Annotated in this window: 15 protein-coding genes and 1 pseudogene; all 16 read right to left on the bottom strand. The window is 40.0% G+C overall.

Annotated features, from left to right (window positions below; translation table 11 throughout):
* Positions 1-80: 80 nt before the first annotated feature.
* Positions 81-1,172, bottom strand: a complete 1,092-nt coding sequence (ulaG, locus tag AC4HAF_RS00585) for an L-ascorbate 6-phosphate lactonase (RefSeq protein ID WP_491096251.1) — start codon at positions 1,170-1,172, stop codon at positions 81-83.
* Positions 1,173-1,699: 527 nt separating this feature from the next.
* A complete protein-coding gene (locus AC4HAF_RS00580) occupies positions 1,700-3,382 on the bottom strand; it encodes a BglG family transcription antiterminator (RefSeq protein ID WP_491096250.1) in 1,683 nt (560 codons plus the stop codon).
* 333 nt (positions 3,383-3,715) lie between these two features.
* Positions 3,716-4,651: an HlyD family efflux transporter periplasmic adaptor subunit gene (locus AC4HAF_RS00575; protein ID WP_491096249.1), complete on the bottom strand. Its 936-nt coding sequence runs from the start codon at positions 4,649-4,651 to the stop codon at positions 3,716-3,718.
* A gap of 14 nt (positions 4,652-4,665) precedes the next feature.
* Positions 4,666-6,942, bottom strand: coding sequence for a peptide cleavage/export ABC transporter (locus AC4HAF_RS00570; protein WP_491096248.1), 2,277 nt, complete (start codon positions 6,940-6,942; stop codon positions 4,666-4,668).
* 138 nt (positions 6,943-7,080) lie between these two features.
* On the bottom strand, positions 7,081-7,257 hold the full coding sequence (locus tag AC4HAF_RS00565) for a hypothetical protein (RefSeq protein WP_315685741.1): 177 nt from the start codon (positions 7,255-7,257) through the stop codon (positions 7,081-7,083).
* 1,323 nt (positions 7,258-8,580) lie between these two features.
* Complete coding sequence (locus tag AC4HAF_RS00560; RefSeq protein ID WP_491091664.1) at positions 8,581-8,859, bottom strand: hypothetical protein; 279 nt, start codon at positions 8,857-8,859, stop codon at positions 8,581-8,583.
* Between the two features lie 272 nt (positions 8,860-9,131).
* Positions 9,132-9,320: a hypothetical protein gene (locus AC4HAF_RS00555; protein ID WP_491096247.1), complete on the bottom strand. Its 189-nt coding sequence runs from the start codon at positions 9,318-9,320 to the stop codon at positions 9,132-9,134.
* A gap of 29 nt (positions 9,321-9,349) precedes the next feature.
* A complete protein-coding gene (locus tag AC4HAF_RS00550; RefSeq protein ID WP_491096246.1) occupies positions 9,350-9,760 on the bottom strand; it encodes a hypothetical protein in 411 nt (136 codons plus the stop codon).
* Between the two features lie 498 nt (positions 9,761-10,258).
* Positions 10,259-11,935, bottom strand: coding sequence for a BglG family transcription antiterminator (locus AC4HAF_RS00545; RefSeq protein ID WP_491096245.1), 1,677 nt, complete (start codon positions 11,933-11,935; stop codon positions 10,259-10,261).
* Positions 11,936-12,088: 153 nt separating this feature from the next.
* Entirely contained in the window at positions 12,089-12,832 is a 744-nt protein-coding gene (locus AC4HAF_RS00540; RefSeq protein ID WP_491096244.1) for a sugar phosphate isomerase/epimerase family protein, read from the bottom strand.
* 10 nt (positions 12,833-12,842) lie between these two features.
* The gene (locus tag AC4HAF_RS00535; RefSeq protein WP_491096243.1) at positions 12,843-14,372 is read right to left on the bottom strand and encodes an FGGY-family carbohydrate kinase; all 1,530 of its coding nucleotides are present in this window, start codon (positions 14,370-14,372) and stop codon (positions 12,843-12,845) included.
* A 58-nt stretch (positions 14,373-14,430) separates the two neighbouring features.
* Positions 14,431-15,417, bottom strand: coding sequence for an amidohydrolase family protein (locus AC4HAF_RS00530; protein WP_491096396.1), 987 nt, complete (start codon positions 15,415-15,417; stop codon positions 14,431-14,433).
* A gap of 25 nt (positions 15,418-15,442) precedes the next feature.
* Positions 15,443-16,887, bottom strand: a pseudogene (locus AC4HAF_RS00525) (PTS galactitol transporter subunit IIC).
* A 205-nt stretch (positions 16,888-17,092) separates the two neighbouring features.
* A complete protein-coding gene (locus AC4HAF_RS00520; RefSeq protein ID WP_491096242.1) occupies positions 17,093-18,049 on the bottom strand; it encodes an NAD(P)-dependent oxidoreductase in 957 nt (318 codons plus the stop codon).
* Between the two features lie 3 nt (positions 18,050-18,052).
* Positions 18,053-18,781: a hypothetical protein gene (locus AC4HAF_RS00515; protein ID WP_491096241.1), complete on the bottom strand. Its 729-nt coding sequence runs from the start codon at positions 18,779-18,781 to the stop codon at positions 18,053-18,055.
* A complete protein-coding gene (locus AC4HAF_RS00510; protein WP_491096240.1) occupies positions 18,778-20,901 on the bottom strand; it encodes a hydantoinase/oxoprolinase family protein in 2,124 nt (707 codons plus the stop codon). Before AC4HAF_RS00510 ends, AC4HAF_RS00515 begins: the two co-directional genes overlap by 4 nt.
* Positions 20,902-20,904: the final 3 nt, after the last annotated feature.

Raw genomic sequence — 20,904 nt, 5'->3', positions numbered from 1 at the left:
TTTGCCGTCCAGACAAAGCAGAGGTTACAGCAGTAACCAAAGCCGTCTCAGCTTAAAGCATAAACAGATACAGTAGTTAATTACAGCAATGCCTTAAACTGGATGTTAGAGTCGTGTTCGAAGCAGTCATCAAAACCGCGTGGATGGTGGTATTCAATTCTGTCCTTATCCTGTGGATAAGTATATTTACCGCCAACTTCCCAGATGAATGGGTGGAATTGGTATTGCAGACGTTCTTTGCGCATCTTCCAAAGCGTTAAAATTTCATCGGTTGACGCCATAAAGTTAGACCAAATATCGTAATGCACTGGAATGATGACTTTTGCACGCAGGTTTTCAGCCATACGAAGAAGATCAATAGAGGTCATCTTGTCTTGAATACCGATAGGATTGTCACCATAGTTGTTGATGGCAACATCGATATTGAAGTCTTTGCCGTGTTTGGCAAAATAGTTTGAGAAGTGGGAGTCAGCACCGTGATAGATAGTTCCGCCCGGTGTTTCAAAGACATAGTTGACGGCCTTGCGAGCCATTTCTTCATCTGTAACAGCTAAACCTTTTAGCTCACCGTCCTGCTCATCTGCACCGTCCACCGGCAAAGTTACCAAACAAGTCCGGTCAAAAGACTCAACAGCTGTTACTTTGATGTCTTTAAATTCAAAGGATTCACCCGGTTTAATAACAATGATGCGATCTTCCGGAACACCCCATTTTTTCCAAATTTCACCGCATTCGTAAGGGCCGACAAATTTAACATGATCCAATTTCGGATTATTGACAATGGCCGCAGCTGTATTGATGTCAATATGGTCACTGTGGAAGTGGGAAACCAGATAGTAGTCCAGTTCATTGATGGCAAAAGGATCAATAACCATGGGCTGCACGCGCAGATTAGGCTGCAATTTACGCACACCGGCCATATTAGCCATTTGATGGCCGCGTACCATATCTTTCACTTTCTTGGTTGATTTGCCGCGGTTAGACCAAAGATCCATAACGACATTGGCACCGCCCGGTGTTTTTATCCAGACACCGCAGTTGCCCAGCCACCACATGGCAAAATTATCAGCAGGAACGACCTCCTCTTCGATTTCTTCGTTGAGCCAGGTTCCCCACTCAGGAAAAGTGCTTAAAATCCATGATTCTCTTGTAATGTCTTTAACATTAGCCATTGACGCTTCCTCCTCTATTTGGATATATTTTCTACACTTTTATGATACCCCTATCATAATCCTAAAAAAAGACCAAATAAAGCACAAATTTGTGTTCACATTTGGACTGTTGTTAAAGGTCTCATCGATAAACTATACTGTTTCCAATTGTTTTAGCTGAAAAATCAAGTGCATTTACGAATAATAGTATTAGAGGGCCAAAAAGGTGCCTTCTATTTGGCAGTGCTGAACAGGACACTGTTTTAATATTCCAAAGCTTAAGTCTGCCGTTAGGTAAAATAAAGAAAGGAGTATATGCTAAATCGAGAAAGCAAAAGCAGAGGTTTCTGCAGGCAGGCTTCATTAACACCTGCCAAGATAAAAACGGAACTGTGACTGATGCATGACTGTGTACGTATCTTATAACATTTCAAAATTTCTATACAGCAAAACGAATTCAACCAGGCATCAGCTGGATTTAAGCTTAACAAAACACCGCAGGCTTTTAGCTGCGGTGTTTTTGACTGCAAGACTGCTTCAAACCAGAGCTAGTTTTCAGTTGCCGTTTTCAGCCGTGTATCATAGAGCAGTTCTTGATTAATTAAACGCTCAATTTTGGTTTTTAAAACATAGCAGTCATTATCATCTTTGACATAATGACGGATATAGCTTTCTAATTTTTTATCAAAATCGTCCTGACCCGCCTGAGCATGCTGTTTAGCAAAGCGGATTAATTTTATGGCATCGTCGTCCGTCAAAATCGAATGAACAAAGAGTGTCGGCAGCTTGGTCTCAAGCTTATCAGCAGCCGAAATCACCAAATCAACGGCAATAATATCAGCAATACTGTAAAACTGTTCAGACGTTAAAACCGCTTCAATTTTACTGTGAGGCAGATACTGACTGCACTGCTGCATGAACAATTTTTGAACACCGATGCCCTCATCACAGACCAAAGCCAGAGTAACAGGCGGTGTCGGCTTCGATTCGGCATGCTCTAATTCGCCGCCGATATGAATCGTAATATAAGCAATATCATCATCATTCATTTTGATAAACCAGGACTCTTCCAAAAGAGGGATACAGGCCTTGGTCATAGCAAACAAATCTGCATATTTATCCTTAATTTGTTCGGTCAAAGGATTATTGGCTGCTATGCCGTAGGTTTTTCGAAAAAGCAGGGCTTTGCAGTGCGTCAGCAGCTGATCGAGCAGCAGCTTTTTATTTTGAAAATGAACATGGTAATCCAATTCAAAAGTATTGATAAAATGTCCCAATATGCGGCGCATATCATCATAATCATGGCTTTCCAAATGAGTATCCTGATCCTTGCGGTAAGACAAAAACAAAACCGCAACTAAGGATATTTCAATCTCATCCAGCTCCAAACCAAATTCTTTTTTCAGGTTTGCGGTTAGATTTTTAGCAATCTCATACTCTTTTCGTTCTTTAATAGGGGAGAATTCCTGCAGCAAATCACTTTGCTCCTCCGCAGACAGTCTCAGATTGCGGTAGCTTAAAATGTGATAAGGCAGCGTCTCAGCCATCAGGCGGATATCCTGAGAATTGATTTTTTTCCCCAGCAATTTCTGAGACGCCTGCAGTTCCTTGTCCATAAAGGCAGAAATATCACCTGAAAAATAACCGGACAGACCGACAAAATGCCGTAATTTATCGCGAACCATAGCGGTGTAATTGGGATTGCTATCCATGTAAATGGTGTAGAGCAGCTTATTCAGATATTGAATCTTAGACAAAGGATGACATTTCAGGTGATAACCCCGCGACTTAGTAACTTGCAGCTGGATACTGTATTGCTCAAAAGACAGTTTCTCGCGGATTTCATTAAGATCGTTTAAAATCGTATTGCGGGACACGCCGTTCAGCTGCATCAGTTTCTCAATGGTTACACGGTCTCTGGAAACGGCAATGTAAGTAATGCTAAGAAGCATCCGTTCATGCACGCTCATGACATAAGAATAATCATCCAAACCAGCTAAAAGAGTTTGGCAGGCTTCCTTTTGCTTAAGCGACAGGAGAATTCCCACACGCGGATGACTGATAATTTTAGGAAGCTGAGGCGGCAGGGCTTCATTTATTTTATCCAGATGATAATAAACTTTGCGCCTCGATTGGCCTAAAACTTTTGAAATAGTCATAACGGTCTCAGGCTCCTCTAACTTGATGAGATAAGCCAGAAGATCATAACTATTTCGATCCAGGATAATCATTTTCCACATCCTTTGTTAATCTATTAGAACTTTGCAGTACAAAACAATACGCCGACAGGTCATTTCGATAAAAGCAGGAACTGTCAAAAATCGTTTATTGCTGGGAAAATCCTTCTCCAAACAGCATCGGCAGAATCATGAAAAGCACACTAAGGTACTAGCTTCATTATACCATACTTCCAAAAGAGCGAATCGCTTTCTTTAGCCGATAAGCTTTTGCACTACCACGATACTGCAGTTATGCAAAAGACCCGTTCTTCCTAAGCAGAAAAAACAGGTCTTTTGCCAGTTGTAAAAAGGAATTTGCCGGCAGTACGGCAGTGAAAATCAATCTTAATTTTCAAGCTTGTGCAGCAGTTTATCTTTGAAGTAGTTAAAATAGGTCTTTTTATCCGTTACCGTAACTGTCTTGCCAGTCATGCCGTATTTCACAAGCTTGCTGTCTTTTTTGGAGACCGTTACTTTGGCAGTTACCTTAAAGAGATTGCCGTTTTTGGTTTTGGTAGCTGACAAGGCAACATTGGTAATTTTACCTTTAAGAACAACTCGATCATTGCCCTTTCTTTCCAAAGAAAGCCGGGTCTTTTGTCCTTTTTTCATAGAAACAACATCATCAGAAGAGACATAATAGACAATCAAGACTTTCTTGGACTTTCGAATGTCAGGGTAAAGCTGACCGATTTCAGCCAACTTAGGAATGATATTGATCCCTTCATATTTGGGATTGGTGTGGATAATCCCATCGTCTGAAGCAAAGATAGAAATTTTCTTTACCTCATCATCATTGCCGGAGCTCTTCTTTTCAGCTTTCTTATCCTTACTGTCCTTGTCTTTATCATCATTTTTAGAATTTTTGCTGTCAGATTTCTTTTTGGATTTTTCCTTGCTATCTTTTTTATCAGTTTTCTTAGCTTTTTTCTTGGCTTCTTCTGCTCGTTTTTGCCTTTCTTCTACAATTTTCTTTTGTTCAGCCTGCTGTTTAGAGTCGGCATTTTCTGAATAGGTAAGCAGCAGATCGCCTTTTTTAACGCTGGCATTATTGTCCAAATTATTTTTAATGATGGACGTATCACTGTAGGATTGAATAACCGATACCACCCTTGTCGGAGCCACTTCTCCTGTGGATGTGACGGTTATTTCCTTTTTGGCAAAACAGAGAAAGACTATTATAAAGATGATCAAGCAGACCAAAGGAACAATCAAGAGGGTCGCAAAATTATGATAGCGTCTCCTATAAAATTCTGCACTTTGTAAAAATTTAGGATCCATCTTATTCCTCACTTTCAATGAAACAGCTCATAATAGAGACCCTTATCAGCCAAAAGGCTCTCAGGTGTTCCCTGCTCAACAACCCGTCCCTGATCCATGACGATAACATTGTTAGTCCGTTGGGAGATACTCAGGCGGTGAGCAACAAAGATAATGGTTTTATCGGACATCTGCAAAAGATTATCAACAATTTTCTTTTCGGTCAGAATATCCAGACTGCTGGTAGCCTCATCAAGGATTAAAATCGGTGCCTTGGTTAAGAGTGCTCTGGCCAGGGCAATACGCTGCTTTTGACCGCCGGAAACACCGGCACCGTCTGATAATTCAGTCTGATAGCCCAGCGGCATTTGTTCAATATCTGAGCGGATTTCAGCAATTTCGCAGGCACGAATAATCTCTTCCTGACTTGTCCCTTCTTTGGCACCCAGAGTTAAGTTATCCATAATAGATCCGCTGAACACATAGGCTTGCTGAGGAAGGTAGCTAATGTGCTGCCGCAGAGCGGTTTTATCAATAACCTTTAGGTCATTGCCATTGATACGGACAATCCCTGTGTTGGGCTCATAAAAGTTGACAATCATCTTGGCCAGAGTTGTCTTACCGGAACCGCTGGGACCGACAATACTGACCTTATCCCCTTTTTTGATGGTTAAATTGATATCTGACAGCGTATCGCGGCCAAAGCCGTACTTATAGGAAAGATTTTCAAAAGTAATATCACCGTCCAAAAAACTGCTGTCTGACAACTCACCGCTGTTTTCAAATTCAGATTCAACCAAGTAAACCTCATTCAAACGAGTATTGGCAACACGGGCGGACTGCAGCTTGGATTGTAAATTGATAATATTTTCAATCGGATTTGAAAAGTAAGATAATAAAGCGTTGAAGGTAATAAGCTGACCGACTGAAATTTTATTATCCATGACTAAGCGCGAACCGTACCAGAGAATAACGACATTAAGAATAAGCTTGGCACCGCTTTTCAGGGCAGATTGAAGAGCACTGTATTTGTGCAGTTTGAAATTTTTTTCCAAATAATCCACAAATTCACTGTCAACGTTTTGGTAACGAGTTGTTTCACTCGTGAGTGATTTGATGGTTTCCATCCCATTGATATCTTCAATGATAGAAGAGCTGACCACGGCATTGCTTTCCATGACCTCGTGATTCATTTTTTCAAAAGGTTTCAAGAAAACAAAAACAATAACAGCATAAATCGGAATGGACAGCAGAGTCAGAAAGAACAGGTTATTGTTCTGCACCAACAGGACCCCGCCAACCAAGACAATCATGGTCAGATCTAAAAAGATGGAAAAGATAGTTGATGCGACAGCATCAATAATCTGATTGGCATCTGTAAAGCGGGAAGTAATCTCACCTGTACGTCTTGTCGCAAAGAAAGACATGGGCAGAGTAAAGATATGCTTAATATAAGACAAAATGACATCAATCACCAAGCGCAAACTGAGAACTGCCAAGAGATAATCCTTGGCAAAAGCCATAACCTGCTGAATAATATAGGTAACGACCAGACCGATGGTAATAATCCCCAAGGTCGACACCAGCTGATCGGGGATATACTCATCTAATATACCTTGAAGATAGTAGGAGCCGACAATATCAATCAAGGTTACAATTAAGCTGGCCAGAATGATATAAGTCATCAGCGCTTTTTGCTTAAAGATTAAAGGGAAGAAGTTAGACAGACCGTTCTTTTTACCTTTATGAGGCTTATAATTCGGCTGCGGAGCCAAGAAAATGGCTACTCCTGTCCACTCTGACTGAAAGTGCTCCTTACTCATCTTAGTGACCTTGACCGACGGATCCGGATCCCCAATAATGAGATTGTTCTTTTCATTGGCATAAACAACATAGTAATGCTGCAGGCGTTGATTCTTAATCACGTGGACAATGAAAGGATAAGTCAAGTCATCATAGTCAAACAGCGTCATATCCGCCTTAATAGAACGTGTTTCAAAGCCAATCTTTTTAGCAGCTTCGACAATGCCAAGAGCCGTCGTTCCTTGTTTATTGGTCTTTGACAATTCCCGCAGATGAGCAAGAGAATAGTGCGAACCATAGTGCCTAGCAACAGAAGCCAAGGCTGCTGCCCCGCAGTCTCTGGTATCAATCTGGGGAACCATCTTATAATGTCTGCGCCAGAAAAGACGAGAAGTGCCTTCCGGCAGCGGCTCAGAAACACCCATTCTTCCTCTGATAATTCTTTTGATAATTTCTAAGACAATATTAACAGCTACCACAATTAAAACAACATAAATAACCTGTTCCATAAAACTAATCTTTCTTCATCCATTTTTCAGAAAAATAACCCAAACTATTCTGGGTCATTTTAAAGCCTTAAAATACTTTAATATCTTAAAGAAACGCTTACCATGCTATCATCATACTTCTCCAGCATCACTCATAATTTAATGTTTTATCATCTTTAATAGTTTTGCGCCATCAATCACAATGAGAGAAAGTCCTTCTAAGACCATTAAACCAACAAGAATGTACTTAAGGGGTCTTATCGGTGTGTATACAGCCATTAACCCCATTATTACAAAAATCGGCAGCAAACTATTCTGAAATAGACGTTTAATCATAGGCTATAACCAGCTCCTATAGAGATTTCAAGCAAATTTTAATAAGTTTACTGTCATTTAAATTACAATCAGTTTTTATTAAAAAAAGAACAAATATAAACCATAAAATGCTATTGCAATACACTCTAATACAAAGACCCCAAAAGAAATCAGCCTAATTGCCATAAGCAGCGATTAACGGACATACTATGCAGCTAATCATAAAAAGACGACTTAAAATACTCCACATGTTATTACCATCCGTTTTTCCAATCTTCAGCTTCAGAAAGAGCAGTTACATCTGCCAAAATGATTAAATACTGATGATTGAAGAGGGACTAAAATATGATAGAACTACAATGAGTTTTACGACTTTAAAATCTGAATTTGATTACTTGTTACTTGGTCTTAAAATAACTAACGCCGATAATGATTAGTGAAATAATATCCACCAAAATTAGTAAAGTAAGACAACAATATTTTGTCGTATTATTTCCGCTGGATGCACTAATCCTCGCTAAAATTCCCGAAATAATAGTCGCTGACATTGCAATCACTAAGACTTTCTTAAAATCTAACATATCAATAACCTGTTACAAACCCATTATACGTACCATGAATTAAAACTTGCAGCTGCACCAATAGCAGCACCAAATTAACCAAAATCTACCGTTATTTATGGGAGTTTAAATCTCTTAGTACTTGTAAGAAATACTTACCGTATACTGCAATCATAAGTAAACTTGCCACCAATCCTATGAGGAAAGTAATCAGCTCTATGTTTTTACTTGGAAACCACTTTGGAATAAATACCAAAATGCTCATACTGATTACATACAACAGACAAATTATTATAGTATGTACCGAAATTTTCATATCAAACTCCTAACATTTTTTAATCCAAATTCCGTACTTATCATAGCTGAAACCTTTCATAAAGCCAGCATATAACCAATAATTTGACAATACTTTTGCTTTCACTAATGCAAAAGATAATAAACAAATAGACCAAGCAAAATGATGACACAGATAAATGAAATTACTATGTTTTTACTGCGGTAAGAAATAAGTGCTAATACACAAAGAGCAAGTAACACTAAAATTGACTGAATTATGTGCATAAACCAACATCACCTTTTCTAAATTTGTACTGATATTTTTAATGAATTCAATAATATACCTTGTACCTAGAATAGACTAACATTCGTATTCCAAAAGAAAAATACTATTAAAATTATTAAAGTTAACTCTAAACCTACTTTAAGTAAGCGTAGTACCAATTGAAGTCATACAACTAATTTTCAATATATAGAAATGATTCAATTGATAACTAGAAGCTGTTAATTACCAGAACCCTCCGTCTCCCCACCCTTCTCTAGCACCAATATAAACACCTGCCACTGTAGTCAAGCCGAGAGTCCCAAGAGCTAGATAAGGTCCTGCAACTGGAACTCGCCAAAAAAATTGAGCTGGCTTGAAACCAGCCGTAAATCCTGTTCCAGCTCCTAAAACTCCACCAGCAATTGCTCCAACAAAACCTGAACCATCAATATCTGCAAGATAGTCTTCTCCTGCTGCTTCAAAATGGTCAAATGCCATTGAGTCTAAAGTTACTGTATTCATAAAACTTCTCCTTTTCTAAATATTGCTGTCATTTAGCATTTTAAAATGACAGGTTCAATAATATTTCTGACTTTTCACTTTGACGGAAACAAAGTGAAAAGCGAGTATAAATTTTCTGATAACTATTGTTTTTATTAATTTCTTACAAAAAATAAGCCAGTCATCTCATACAATGACCCAAAGGCTGATCGCTAAAAACTAATTTCAGAACTTTATCCCGCTCTTCCTTCACCTTCCTACCTTTTATATTCGCCAACGATTAGAAAAATAATTTATTTTCTTTTATTTTTTAAATAGCAAAAGCCTATATAAGCCAGCAGAAAAGCTTGTACTATGATGGTGATAACCGCACAAATCTGCTTGACCTTTTGACTGCTGCTGGAAGAGGCGATAACCGATGCGGTCGAGGAAATCACCAGAACCAAGGTAAAAACTAAAATAATATTATCGCCAAACTTCATTGTAGCTCCTACTCTATTTATCACATCTTCTATCCTGAGGTATCTTTACTATTTTCAGCTTTTTTCATGACAAAACCAGTTACGGCTGTGATAAGAATGACTATTACGATTGCTGCTATTTTTGAATAGCGCCATATAATGACAGCAGTAACCATGGCAAATATAAACCAAGACAGCAAATAAATTATCTTTCGTGCTCGATTCGGCATCGTATTGCCAACCGAATTATTTGCTTTTTGATTACCATTACCTTTATTATTCTTCTCTTGAGCTTTTGCCATACTAAAAAAATTGAAAACAGCCGTAGCTGTGAGTACAGTAAATAGTATTATTGCCACAATTCTTGAATTCGACCACTCAACCAAAGCAAGACCTGTGGCTAACAAAAGCCAAGATAGTAAAAAAATTATCCTTCGTGTTTTTTCATTTTTTATTATCATGTTAATATATCCCAATTATTAATTTGTCCATAATAAATGGCTCAGCTGCGCCACTATTGGAGACAATAAAATGAACTCATTTGTCAATTTTGATGCTTTTTATTCCAATAAAGTATTAATACTGAAATATTTTCTATCATAAAGATTATAAACACGATAAGCTTAATATTTTTAATGGGTAACAATAGGGAAATAAGCAACAAAACGGGATAACTGATAAGAACAGCTCTTCCTACTTTTGGCGACAGCATAACACACTCCTTAACATTTGAAAGCACTGCTAAAGCATCAGGCACCCCCTTTAAATATCGGTGTCATTTTAACACTTTAAACTAGCAGGTGCAATAATATTCCAGAAATTTAACAGTGATGGTAACAAAGCGAAAACGGATCAAAAATTTTCTGACAATTATAGTGTTGCCCACTTTTTATTCGTAGATTTGCAATTCTTCTCGGAAATTAAAAAGTCGGGGACATGCTGTCCTGTTTGGATAAACCTCATATATCCCTGACATCTTTTAACAGTTCCTGATAAAAAATTTTTTCTAGTTCTTTAACTAAAGCATAGGCACTCTTAGTATCTTTCACATAAGGATGGACAGATGTTCGCAATTTCTCGTCTAATCTGCTTTCTTTAGCTTTTTCACCCTGAATAAAGCGTATCATTTTGACACTGTCATCATCTGTCAGGATAGCATGTACATGCAAGACTGGTACTGGTGAATTTAAAATACTTGAATCTGTAGTCGTAATAACAAAATTTGATGTTAAAAGGTCATGGATACTGTGAAATTGCTCTGAAGTAAAGACTGCATCAATGTGGGGATGCGGAAGCACTTGCTGACATTGACGCAAGAAAAATCGTTGGACCCCGGCACCATCATCACAGACTAAAGTTATCTTAATCTTATCAGATCGCATTTTGGGCTGCTCTTTTCTTTCCAGTTCTCCGCCCAAATGAACGGTTAAATAAGCGATATCATCATCTGTTAAGCTAATAACCCACGCTTTCTCCAAAATATCTGCACAGGATTTTGTTTGGTCAAAGAGCTGCTTATAATTCTCTTTTATCTGTTTGGTTAAAGGATTAATCGAAGGAATATTAAATGTTTTTCGATAAAGCATAGATTTACAGTGAGCAACCAGCTGGTCAAGAAGCAGCTCTTTATGATTAAAACTGCTATGATGGAGGACTTCAAATTTTTTTAAAAATAGGCTCAGCTGGTACCGCATAGCATCGTAATCATGGCTGTCCGCATGTTCATCACGGTCCTTGCGAAAAGACAGGAGCAAAAGAGTGACAATAGATTTTTCCAATGCATCCAAACGAAGATTAAAGGTTTGATAAATCCTTTCTGCTAAATCGTGTACCAAGCTGTATTCTTTACGCTCACGCGCTAGATTAAACTCACGTTTAAAGGCAAGTTTATCTTCCTCAGATAAAACCATGCTTCGATAGGCACTCAGCAAATAAGGAAGAGCCTCAGCCATAAATTGACGATCATAGCGGTTAACCTTTTTCCCTAATTTATTGCTTAAATTTTCTACCTGTTCACTTAAATAACCACGCATTTCCTTCGAAAAATAGCGATTATTGGGGGAATATTCCTTGATTTTTTGATAAACAATTTCTTTAAAAGCATCGCTCCCCTTATAAATAATCGTTTGTAAAAGTTTGTAGGAAAATTGAATTTTAATCAAGGCCGGGCAAACTAAAAAATACCCTTCTGATTTACTCACTTGAAGATTAATTCCAAAGGCATCATCTGCTAATTTCTGTCGTATTTCCTGTAAATCATTTAAGACCGTGTTGCGAGAAACATCGGTCAAATTCATTATTTTATCAATCGTTACTCGAACAGATGCAACACTGATATAGATAAGTATCAGCTGCTGCCGTTCTTCTGCGCTCATGACATAGGAATAATCATCCAGCCGACTCATTAAATCACGGCAGATTGTTTTTTGCTGTTTGTTTAATACGATTCCAATTCTGGGATAGGAGACAATTTTATCTACTCCCACAGGCAGAGCTTCATTAATTTTGTTAAGATGATAATAAATTTTTCGCCGGGATTGACTCAAAGCCTTCGATATGCTCATAACGGTTTCCGGCTCTTCTAACTCTAGCAAATAATTGAGAAGAGCATAACTTCGTTTATCTAAAAGAATCACTTTTTCTCCTCTCGTAAAGTATGAGGATATTAAAAAATCTGTAAAGCAGAAAGGGCAGGAAAGAGTCCCTAAAACTCTAAGCAGTTTGTTTTCCTCATAAATTTTTATCCTGCATTTGATGCCAAACAAAAATAACGTTAGTTTTTGTCTGTCTTAATCAGCGTCAATAAGCCGGTTTGCATCATGGTTAAGCACTTCAGCAGTTGATGGATACTCTAAAGCAAGGTATTCTAAAGAAGGAAAAGCTTCTTTAATCTGACAAATATCCAGCTCACCTTCAAACAAGCTAGAACTAACTTGGGGGTTATTATGTACGAGTTTATAATTTTTGCAATGAAGATAGGTCGTAACAGAAGCTAAAATTTTTTGCGCCTCCTCAACGGATTCATGAACCCAAGCCCAATTACCCGTATCAAACACAAAGCTGACAGGCAGCTCAGCGGCCTTCATCAAATTCATCGTGTGTTGGCAGTTGGCTAGGCTGGCATGGAGCGGCGTTTGATTATTTTCTACCCGTATACCGATTTTATCAAGAGGAAAATCTGATAACTTTCTTAACTCTTGGCTGGTCACCCCTTGGCTGTCACCCGTATTTAATTTAATAAAAGGAGCTGCTAAAGTCTGCGCCTCTTCAAAAAGAGTTGTCAGCAGAGGGTTGATTCTTCCGTTTATAAATAAATCTTCATTAATACTGTAAAAAAGCGATATGCTATAGTTATCAGCCGTTTTCTTTAATCGAATCAAGTCGGCTGTCCTATTCCCACTAAATTCACGTCTGACTTCAAATCTTCTAAATCCTAAATCATAAACGCTTGCAAGTAAGTCTTCCTGGCTTTTACCAGCCTGTAGGTCTTTTAAAAAAGCAATACTGTTAACAATAATATCTTCTTTTTTCATGCTAGCCCCTTTAATTTAACTCATTGAGTTTCTCCAGAGCGCTCAGCAATTCCCACTGCGGCTGCATAGCTTCAATAAGGCTCTGATAAACTCGGTATTTTGCTTCATAGCAGGCATGTTCTGCTGCAACCGGTTCGAAATAATCTTTAGGTTTCACCATCTTGTGACAGGCTTCTTCTAAGCTTAAGCCGTCAATTGCCTGCAAACAAGCAATCGCACCACCTAGAGCACCTAACTCACTCCCCTCAACGGTTTCAATGGGAATATCGAGAATGTCTGCAAAGATCTGCATCCAAGCCCGTGAATTAGCAGCACCGCCTGAGAGCCTGATTTTCTTTGGCTTTCCTCCTTTTGTTTTTATAAGCTGATCAATGTGCTGTTTGTGGGCAAATACAATTCCTTCATAGACCGCACGAAGCATATGAGACTTGGTAGTCGTTGAACTCAATCCAAAAAAACTCGCTCTGGCGTCCTGCCCGACATTACTGCCATAGAGAAAAGGGAAAAATAAGACGGGTGTATAGGATGCGCTGGTTTCCTGCAAAAAGATTTCTAAATTGTCATAAATTGAACGACCTTCTTGCTGACTGTTTTGAATTTCTTCAGCCATCAGCATTTTCAGAATAGCATCAAGGTTGCCTGCAGATGTCGGGCTGCTGGCTTCAACTAAAAAATCACGGTTAGGAAAATAAGAATTCATATGACCGCTGTCTTGATCAGCCGCAATCTTACTGGGATAAGTATTGATATTCCACGTTCCTGAAATCACACTAAAAACATCATCCTTTAGAACACCCGAGCCAACAGCACAGGCATCAATATCAAACAAACCGCCAATAACAGGAGTTCCTTCAGCAAGGCCAGTCTCGTGAGCAGCATTGCTGCTGACGCCACCCACAGCTTGTGCATAATCAACAAGAGGAGGGAGGGCTGATTTCACCTCAGGTATGCCAAAAAAGTCTAAAATTCTTTCATCGTAGGTGCCAGTCTTAAAATTAATCCAGTGGTTTCCTGAAGCATCTCCATACTCCTGATTGATTTTACCGGTTAATTTAAAACGGACGAAATCTTTAGCAGACAGAATTGCACCAATTTCTTGGTATAGCTCCGTTTCATGATTCTTCATCCACCGTAAAAGGACTGGGTTCTGGACACCGACAATATGCTGCTGGGTTAGAGGCCAAATTTCTGACACTCGCTTCTCAAACTGTTGGGCTAAAGCTGTAGCTCGGTTATCTGTCGAAAGAATACCGCGTTTAAAAGGACGCCCTTTCTTATCCAACAGATACAAACCTTTACCATGTCCGATACAGGCGACTGCTGAAATAGACTGACTGCTAATGCCAGATGCTTCAATAACCTTTTGAATAGCGTTAACCATTGCCTGCCAGGTCGCTTTCAAGTCCACTTCTCTATAACCCGGTTTATCTTCGATACGGAGTGTTTCAAAAGATGAAACAGCCAGCTGCTGTCCGTCTTCATTAAATAAGACAGCTTTTGTATTGGTACCGCCGTAATCAATGCTTAAAAAATACCGCATAAGGGCCACCTCCTGTAAAAAATAAACAGAGCTGAGAACATTTTCCCAGCTCCCCTGCCTATAGATTTAAGTCTTTAGTAGCTGGATCAAAGGCCTCGTGATTGGCCTTGACAAATTCTGACTTAAAGTAAACACGTTCAGCATTGTTGTAGAGAACATCTGCCAACTCTTCTTGCGTAAATATATCGGTGTGTTCCAGCCATGTGGCCAGTTCCTCATAGGTGTTAAAGGTTGCCGACCAGGGAGAATCTGTTCCCCATATAATGCGCTTGGCTCCAAGAACTTCTTTGGCAATTTGCACATTCTTTTTCGATTTTGGAAAAGGAAACTTATCAGGTCTGTCAATATCTTGAATGGCTGATATGTCGGTATAGATATTTTCTAAATCTTTCCAGCTGCTAATTTCAGCTCGCAGACGATTCGGATTATCTGCATGTGGGAAAGAGAGGTGGCAGACAACAAAATCAAGACTGGGATAAACACGCGCTAAGTTTGCAATAGCATCCGGCTGATGGCTGATTTGATCCCAGTTACCGTAATCAACAGTTATGACAAAACCAGGATAATCAAGCAAATAAGTCAGAATCTGGCTGACATGCGGATCTGAATCCAGACGAAAAGGGGTCTTAAGACCGCGATAGCCGTGAATACCTCCGCCCTGACTGATTTCAAGTTTGAGTGCCCTAAAACCTAATTCTTCAACATGGCGCTGTACGATTGCCATAGCATTATCTGCAAAGGGATCTACTGAAAAAGCCCCTGTAAAACGCTGAGGATACTTCTTAATGGTCCGATAAGTATAATAATTCTGGTAGCCATTGAGATGACCCTGCAAAATAACAGCTTTTTCAACGTCATTGTTATCCATATAATCTAGCAGAGATTCTGCCGGAAAATTTCTATCCCCATAATGATCTTCAATCAATTTGATAACTTCACCATCGTCCCAAATGGCATAACCATTGCCAAGGGCATTTAACCGCCCTTTCCCATTAAAGCCGGCGATAGCATCGACAATATGGGCGTGTCCGTCAATTTTTTTCATCATTTTTCCTCCATTAAATTCTTTATCAATCTTCACTGAGAACGATTTTTTCAGAGCTTCCTTCAAAGCCGCTATTTTTATCTGCCATCTTATTGAGGTAAGTGTAGATGGATTCGCGGCGAGTCCGCAATATAAACAGAGCGATAAGATAAACGATGACAGTTAAGCCTATCCACAGTGGACTGCCCGATATCCAAGCGATAAAAATTAAAGCCGTCAGAGGGTGAGCCAGAAGGTTAAAACTCATAATGATAGCTACTCCAGCCGGTAACAGTGAGCTGTTACTTTGCTGCACAGCCTGAGTATAAATGGGACCAAGATAGGAAGCTGCATAGAGCCCCAGAGAAAACCAGATGATACCATTCAAAATCGTTTTTAGGATATTCCCTTTAGTGATGGCTACCATAGACTCCACCATAAAAGGAATAGCAATCAGATCAACAACCGGCAGGGCTCGATTCCCAGGCAGTAAAAGAGACACAAGAACCATGATAGGAACAAGAATCAAACCGGATATAATTGTTGCCGGTTCTCCATAGCCCACACCATCATCAACTGCAATAAACCACCGTTTCTTACTGACTGTTGCTGCTTCCGTCTCACTTTCTTTCTTCTTATTTTGCTCAACAGCCTGAGCAAGAGGCGCAAAAGCTTGGGCAAAAACACCTGTGATCAAAGGAAAAATTGTCATAACAGCAGCTAAAGCCACCGCAAACTGAAAGATGCCTCCCCAAGCCTTAATATCCCCTAAATTACGAATACTGCCTAATACACCTATAATCAAACCTAGAATAAATCCAAGGGTCATCGGCTCTCCAAAGATGCCTAGTTTAGCCTTTAGAGAATCTGGGTTGAGTTTAACTTTACTTAATCCCAAAGCATTCCACAAAGGATCTAAAACGATGGCAGGTACCACAGTTTCAATATTGTGAATGGAGTTTACGGTCGCATTTTTAATTCCAAAATAATCGGACCAGCGATCAGCTACAGTTTCTGATAATATTAAGGAATACAGGAGAACAAAGACCATGAAAGAATAAAATTATGGGTCACCTGATAGGCAAGAGTCCCCCAAATCATGTAGCCAAAGTTATTCCAGAGATTGGCCGGGGTAAAGACGCGTGTGATTCCCAGTAAAAAGATAACCAGCTCAATCACCAGACCGATAACAAAAAAAGATAAGCCAATCGTTGACGAAAAAGCTGTCAGAGAACCTGTCTGCCAGCCGATATCAACAATCGGCAGGTTCAGACCGGTTGATTCAACCATAGCTTTGATATACTTGGTAACAAGTGGTGAAAAGGAAGAAATGATCCAGCTGAATCCTGTCAGACCGACACCTGCACGAAGGGCACTGAACAAGGCCTTCTTAGCATTGACCTTCAGACATAAACTAACAATAAAAATCATCACCGGAACAACAACTGATGCTCCAAAAGCATCAAAGAAATTGTGCAGAGCTTCTAACATAAAGTAACCTCATTTTCTTAGGTAGGTTTTTGTCATTATCTGTAAAACACAGCCATGCGTATCTCTAACAGCTGCACAGGAAACTTTTGCCACAGCACAGAGAAAGCTTCAAAAAACTTCCTTCTTGCTGCTTGACTCCTGCTGCGCAAAAACTCCTTGACAGCTTTGAATATCAGAATAAATAAGCATGGCTAATTGATAAAAACTATTTGTTAACAACATTAACAGGGTTTCCGGCATAAAAGGAACGGATATTCTCTGCCGCTTCTTCTGCCAAAGTCCGACGTCCCTCAACAGTACCTGTACCCGCATGAGGAGCCATCATAACATTATCCAGAGCACGCAGTTTTTCTGAAACATGCGGTTCAAACTCAAAAACATCCAGACCGGCACCGGCAATCTCTCCTTTTTCCAGCGCTTCTACTAAATCTGCTTCTGACACAATCGGGCCGCGCGCAGCATTAACAAGATAGCTGCGATTTTTCATAGCCTTGAAAACTTCTCTGTTAAACTTATGTTTAGTTGATGGCAGGAAGGGAGCATGAATGGTAATAACATCTGCTGTCCGAACCAATTCATCAAAGTCAGCATAAGTAACACCAAGTTCTTTTTCCTTTTCTTCTGATAAGCGGTAAGCATCATTATAAATGACTTTCATTCCAAAGGCCTGTGCCAGTTTAGCGACAGTCGAGCCGATTCGGCCAAAACCGTAAACCCCCAATGTTGCCCCTTCAAGTGTTAGACCTTGGTGGCGGCGTTCACTCGGATCAATCCAGTCGCCATTGCGGACAATCTTATCATAAAAGGCCAGACGTTTAGCAGCTGACAAAATCAAGGCAAAGGTCATCTCAGCAGTCGGCACACGAACAGCCTGAGGAGAATTAGAAACAACAATTCCTTTTTCTTTAGCATAAGCAATATCAACATGGTCAAAGCCGACAGCATTCAAAGAAATGATCTCTAAGTTTTTACCGGCATCAAGCATTTCTCTGTCACCTTTTTGCCCCATCAATAACCAGCCGTCGTATTCATGCAAATGTTCCAGTACATACTCTCGTGAAAACGGTTCGCCATCCGAATAGGTCACATCAAAGTCTTCGAAGAGCTTTGTCAGTCCTTCTTTTGGAACAATACCTGTTACAAGTATTTTTTTCTTTGTCATATTTTACTCCATTCTTATATTTTGATAAATTTGGTAAGACATCTCTTTGTTGTAAGCGTAAGTGAGCAGACAGTCCAAAACAAAGGGAGAGTATGGCAATTCCAGATAAGCTCTAGCAAACGCCATAGCACTCATTTCACTTAAAGAGATAAAGGCTGTCTCATAGCGATACCGCAGAAAAGACCACAGAACCATTTTTTTCGTTTTTGTAATGATTGATGCCTCATACTGAAACTCTAAATAGTGAAAATATTCATGGGCAATCAGCAATTGTTTAAGCATTTTCTCTGAAAAATCATGCCGATATTTGGTCTGACGCACCAATTTTAAAAACTGATTAATACTGTCTTGAAAAACCGTGATTTTATTAGGCTCTACATACTGAGCAAAAATAAGATAACTGCCGCCGCTTGGTGCCGCTGGATTTGTATAAGCAATATCAGCCTTATCTAATAAAGCAAAAATATCCATGGTTTCTTTTTTTGCACGTTCAGCATAGTCAGAACCACAAGCTACAGCCGCAGCAATCAATTCTGCCTTCAGTTCTTCTGTCATACGCCCATAAACAGGATCTGCTTTTAACGCATGCTGATAAAATTTTTCTTCGGGAATCGCCATAACCATTTCCACAAAAGTTTCAAAGTCCGGAACAGCCGCTGTGCTTGCTGTTTCTTGATCAGGGGGCGGCTGTGAATTTGGAAATAAGATTTTCTTGATATTCATTTTCATCATAATTGTGTTTTAACCGCTACTAAGATAACTTTTTCTTCAGGATCCAGCATGTCCATTTCAACAGACATTAAAAGGAGAATCTGTTCGAAATCCATACTCCCGTTGAAATCCATAATTCTTGGACCGACACAGATATAAAAATCCGGCCGCAAGACACTGTCTGTCGTAAAGACAGCCAATTTTTCATAAAAATCCGCAACGGCTTCCTGATAATCTTTGACCTGAATCTCTACTGCTGTGCCCGAGCTGCTTTGGACTTTAATAAAGCCTTTGGTGTCCAAAATACGGATAGCCTCATCACCATCTGTGCGGCCAATAATCTTGAAGAACTCACCATTCAGTCTCATAGCAACCTTTTCTGCCGGAACACCCATATCTTCGGCTGCTAAGGCCAGCAATTCGTCTTGTGTTGCAGCAGACAAAAGATCCATTGATTTCACTTCTGTAGAACCGAGGGCTATAGCAGTTAATTTAGAGGTTTGTGAGTCAATTTCTACATGCACTTCAACTGTCGCTGCTGCCGCACCGCTTTCAACGGCTCTGTCAATAGCTTCTTGCCGAATGGATCGGATATCCTCAGGTGTTGGATTGGGAACTACCCGCTCCACGGCATCACGAACCAAGGAAAGAGCTACCCCAATAGAAGAAATAACTTCCGCATTTTCTGGAATTTTATACTTGATAGCCATCTTATCAGCACAGTAGCCAATCAGTGAGGCTGCTCCGCCGCCGACGCCAATCAAGGAAATTTGATCATGACTCAGCTTGTACTTTTCCGCCAATTCCATAATGACAGGTTCAATCTTTTCATAGGCTTTATGCAAAATTTGCTCAGCCAGCTCCTCAACAGTAATCCCTATATAATCAGCAACAGGTTTCATGGCTAAGCGGGCTGCTTCAACATTTCCGTAAGAAAACTCATCGGGACTGACTAACCCTAAAACATTAGCTGCACAGCTATTTGTAATGGTCAGATAAGAACCATCCTTTAAGCGGAGCCGAACATAGTCTTCCGGATCTCCATCTTTAGGTTGAAATAAATCCAATTCACAATCTTTTAACTGCTCTGTTTCAGAGAAAACAGCATAATCCAAACCAGCAATATGGGCACTGCGAGGTCCGACATCTACTACACCGTCCTTGGACACACGTACCATACTCCCGCCAGCAACACCGAGAACACGGACATCTAAGGAGCTGATATAGGTCTTATGACCGCCAACAATAGAGTAGTCAACCGCCGGCCGGCCATTTTTTATGACGCCGATATTAACAGAAGTTCCGCCAACTTCAAAATAAACCCCATTTGAAGCCCGTAAATACATCAGCGCTCCCATGACACTGGCTGCAGGACCCGACAGCATTGTGAGAACAGGGCGCTTTTTCATTTCTGCAATATCCATGACACCGCCGTCACCGCGCATAATCATTAAAGGAACCTCAACACCGGCATTGTGGACACTTGCTTCTGTCTGACTGGCTGTGTCCAACATTTTGGGGAGGATACTTCCATTGATAGCTGCTGTTCGTGTCCGACGAGTCAAACCATATAATTTGGTAATTTCAGAGGCTGTACTTGCCATTAAGCCCCGGCTTTCAGCTTCACTCAGAATATTTTGTTCAGGGGTGGCATCGTCAACCCCGAAGGCAGAGGAAGCTATGATAACCTGAGCGCCTTGTGCCTCTAAACTATCCAGTTTTTTATTGACATTTTCCTGGGTGAATTCTCTTCCTGATAGGAACTCATTAACAATCCTAATGAAGCGTCCTGTTCCTAAATCAATGTCGTCCAGATGAGTTTGACGCTTAGCCAGAAATGATTCAAAGAAACCGCCGGCAGTTCCCAGTACACCAACCTTAGCGACATCTCCTTCCAGCAAAGCATTAGTCGCTTGGGTAGTACTGTGGGCTACAAACACAACATCTTCTGGAGAAATGTTATTTTCTTTCATACAGTTAACAAAGGATGTAACGACACCCGTTGCTACACCAAATTCGTCATCATGAGTGGTTTTTACAGATGACTTTCCAATAATCTCATGAGTATCGTTATCGATAGCTACAGCTTTGGTATGAGTACCGCCCACATCAATGCCCATCCTTACTTTTCTACCTGACATATC

This window comes from Streptococcus sp. ELY_90, assembly GCF_058314475.1.
The sequence above is the reverse complement of the archived record's forward strand: the minus strand, read 5'-3'. Positions and strand labels throughout refer to the sequence as shown.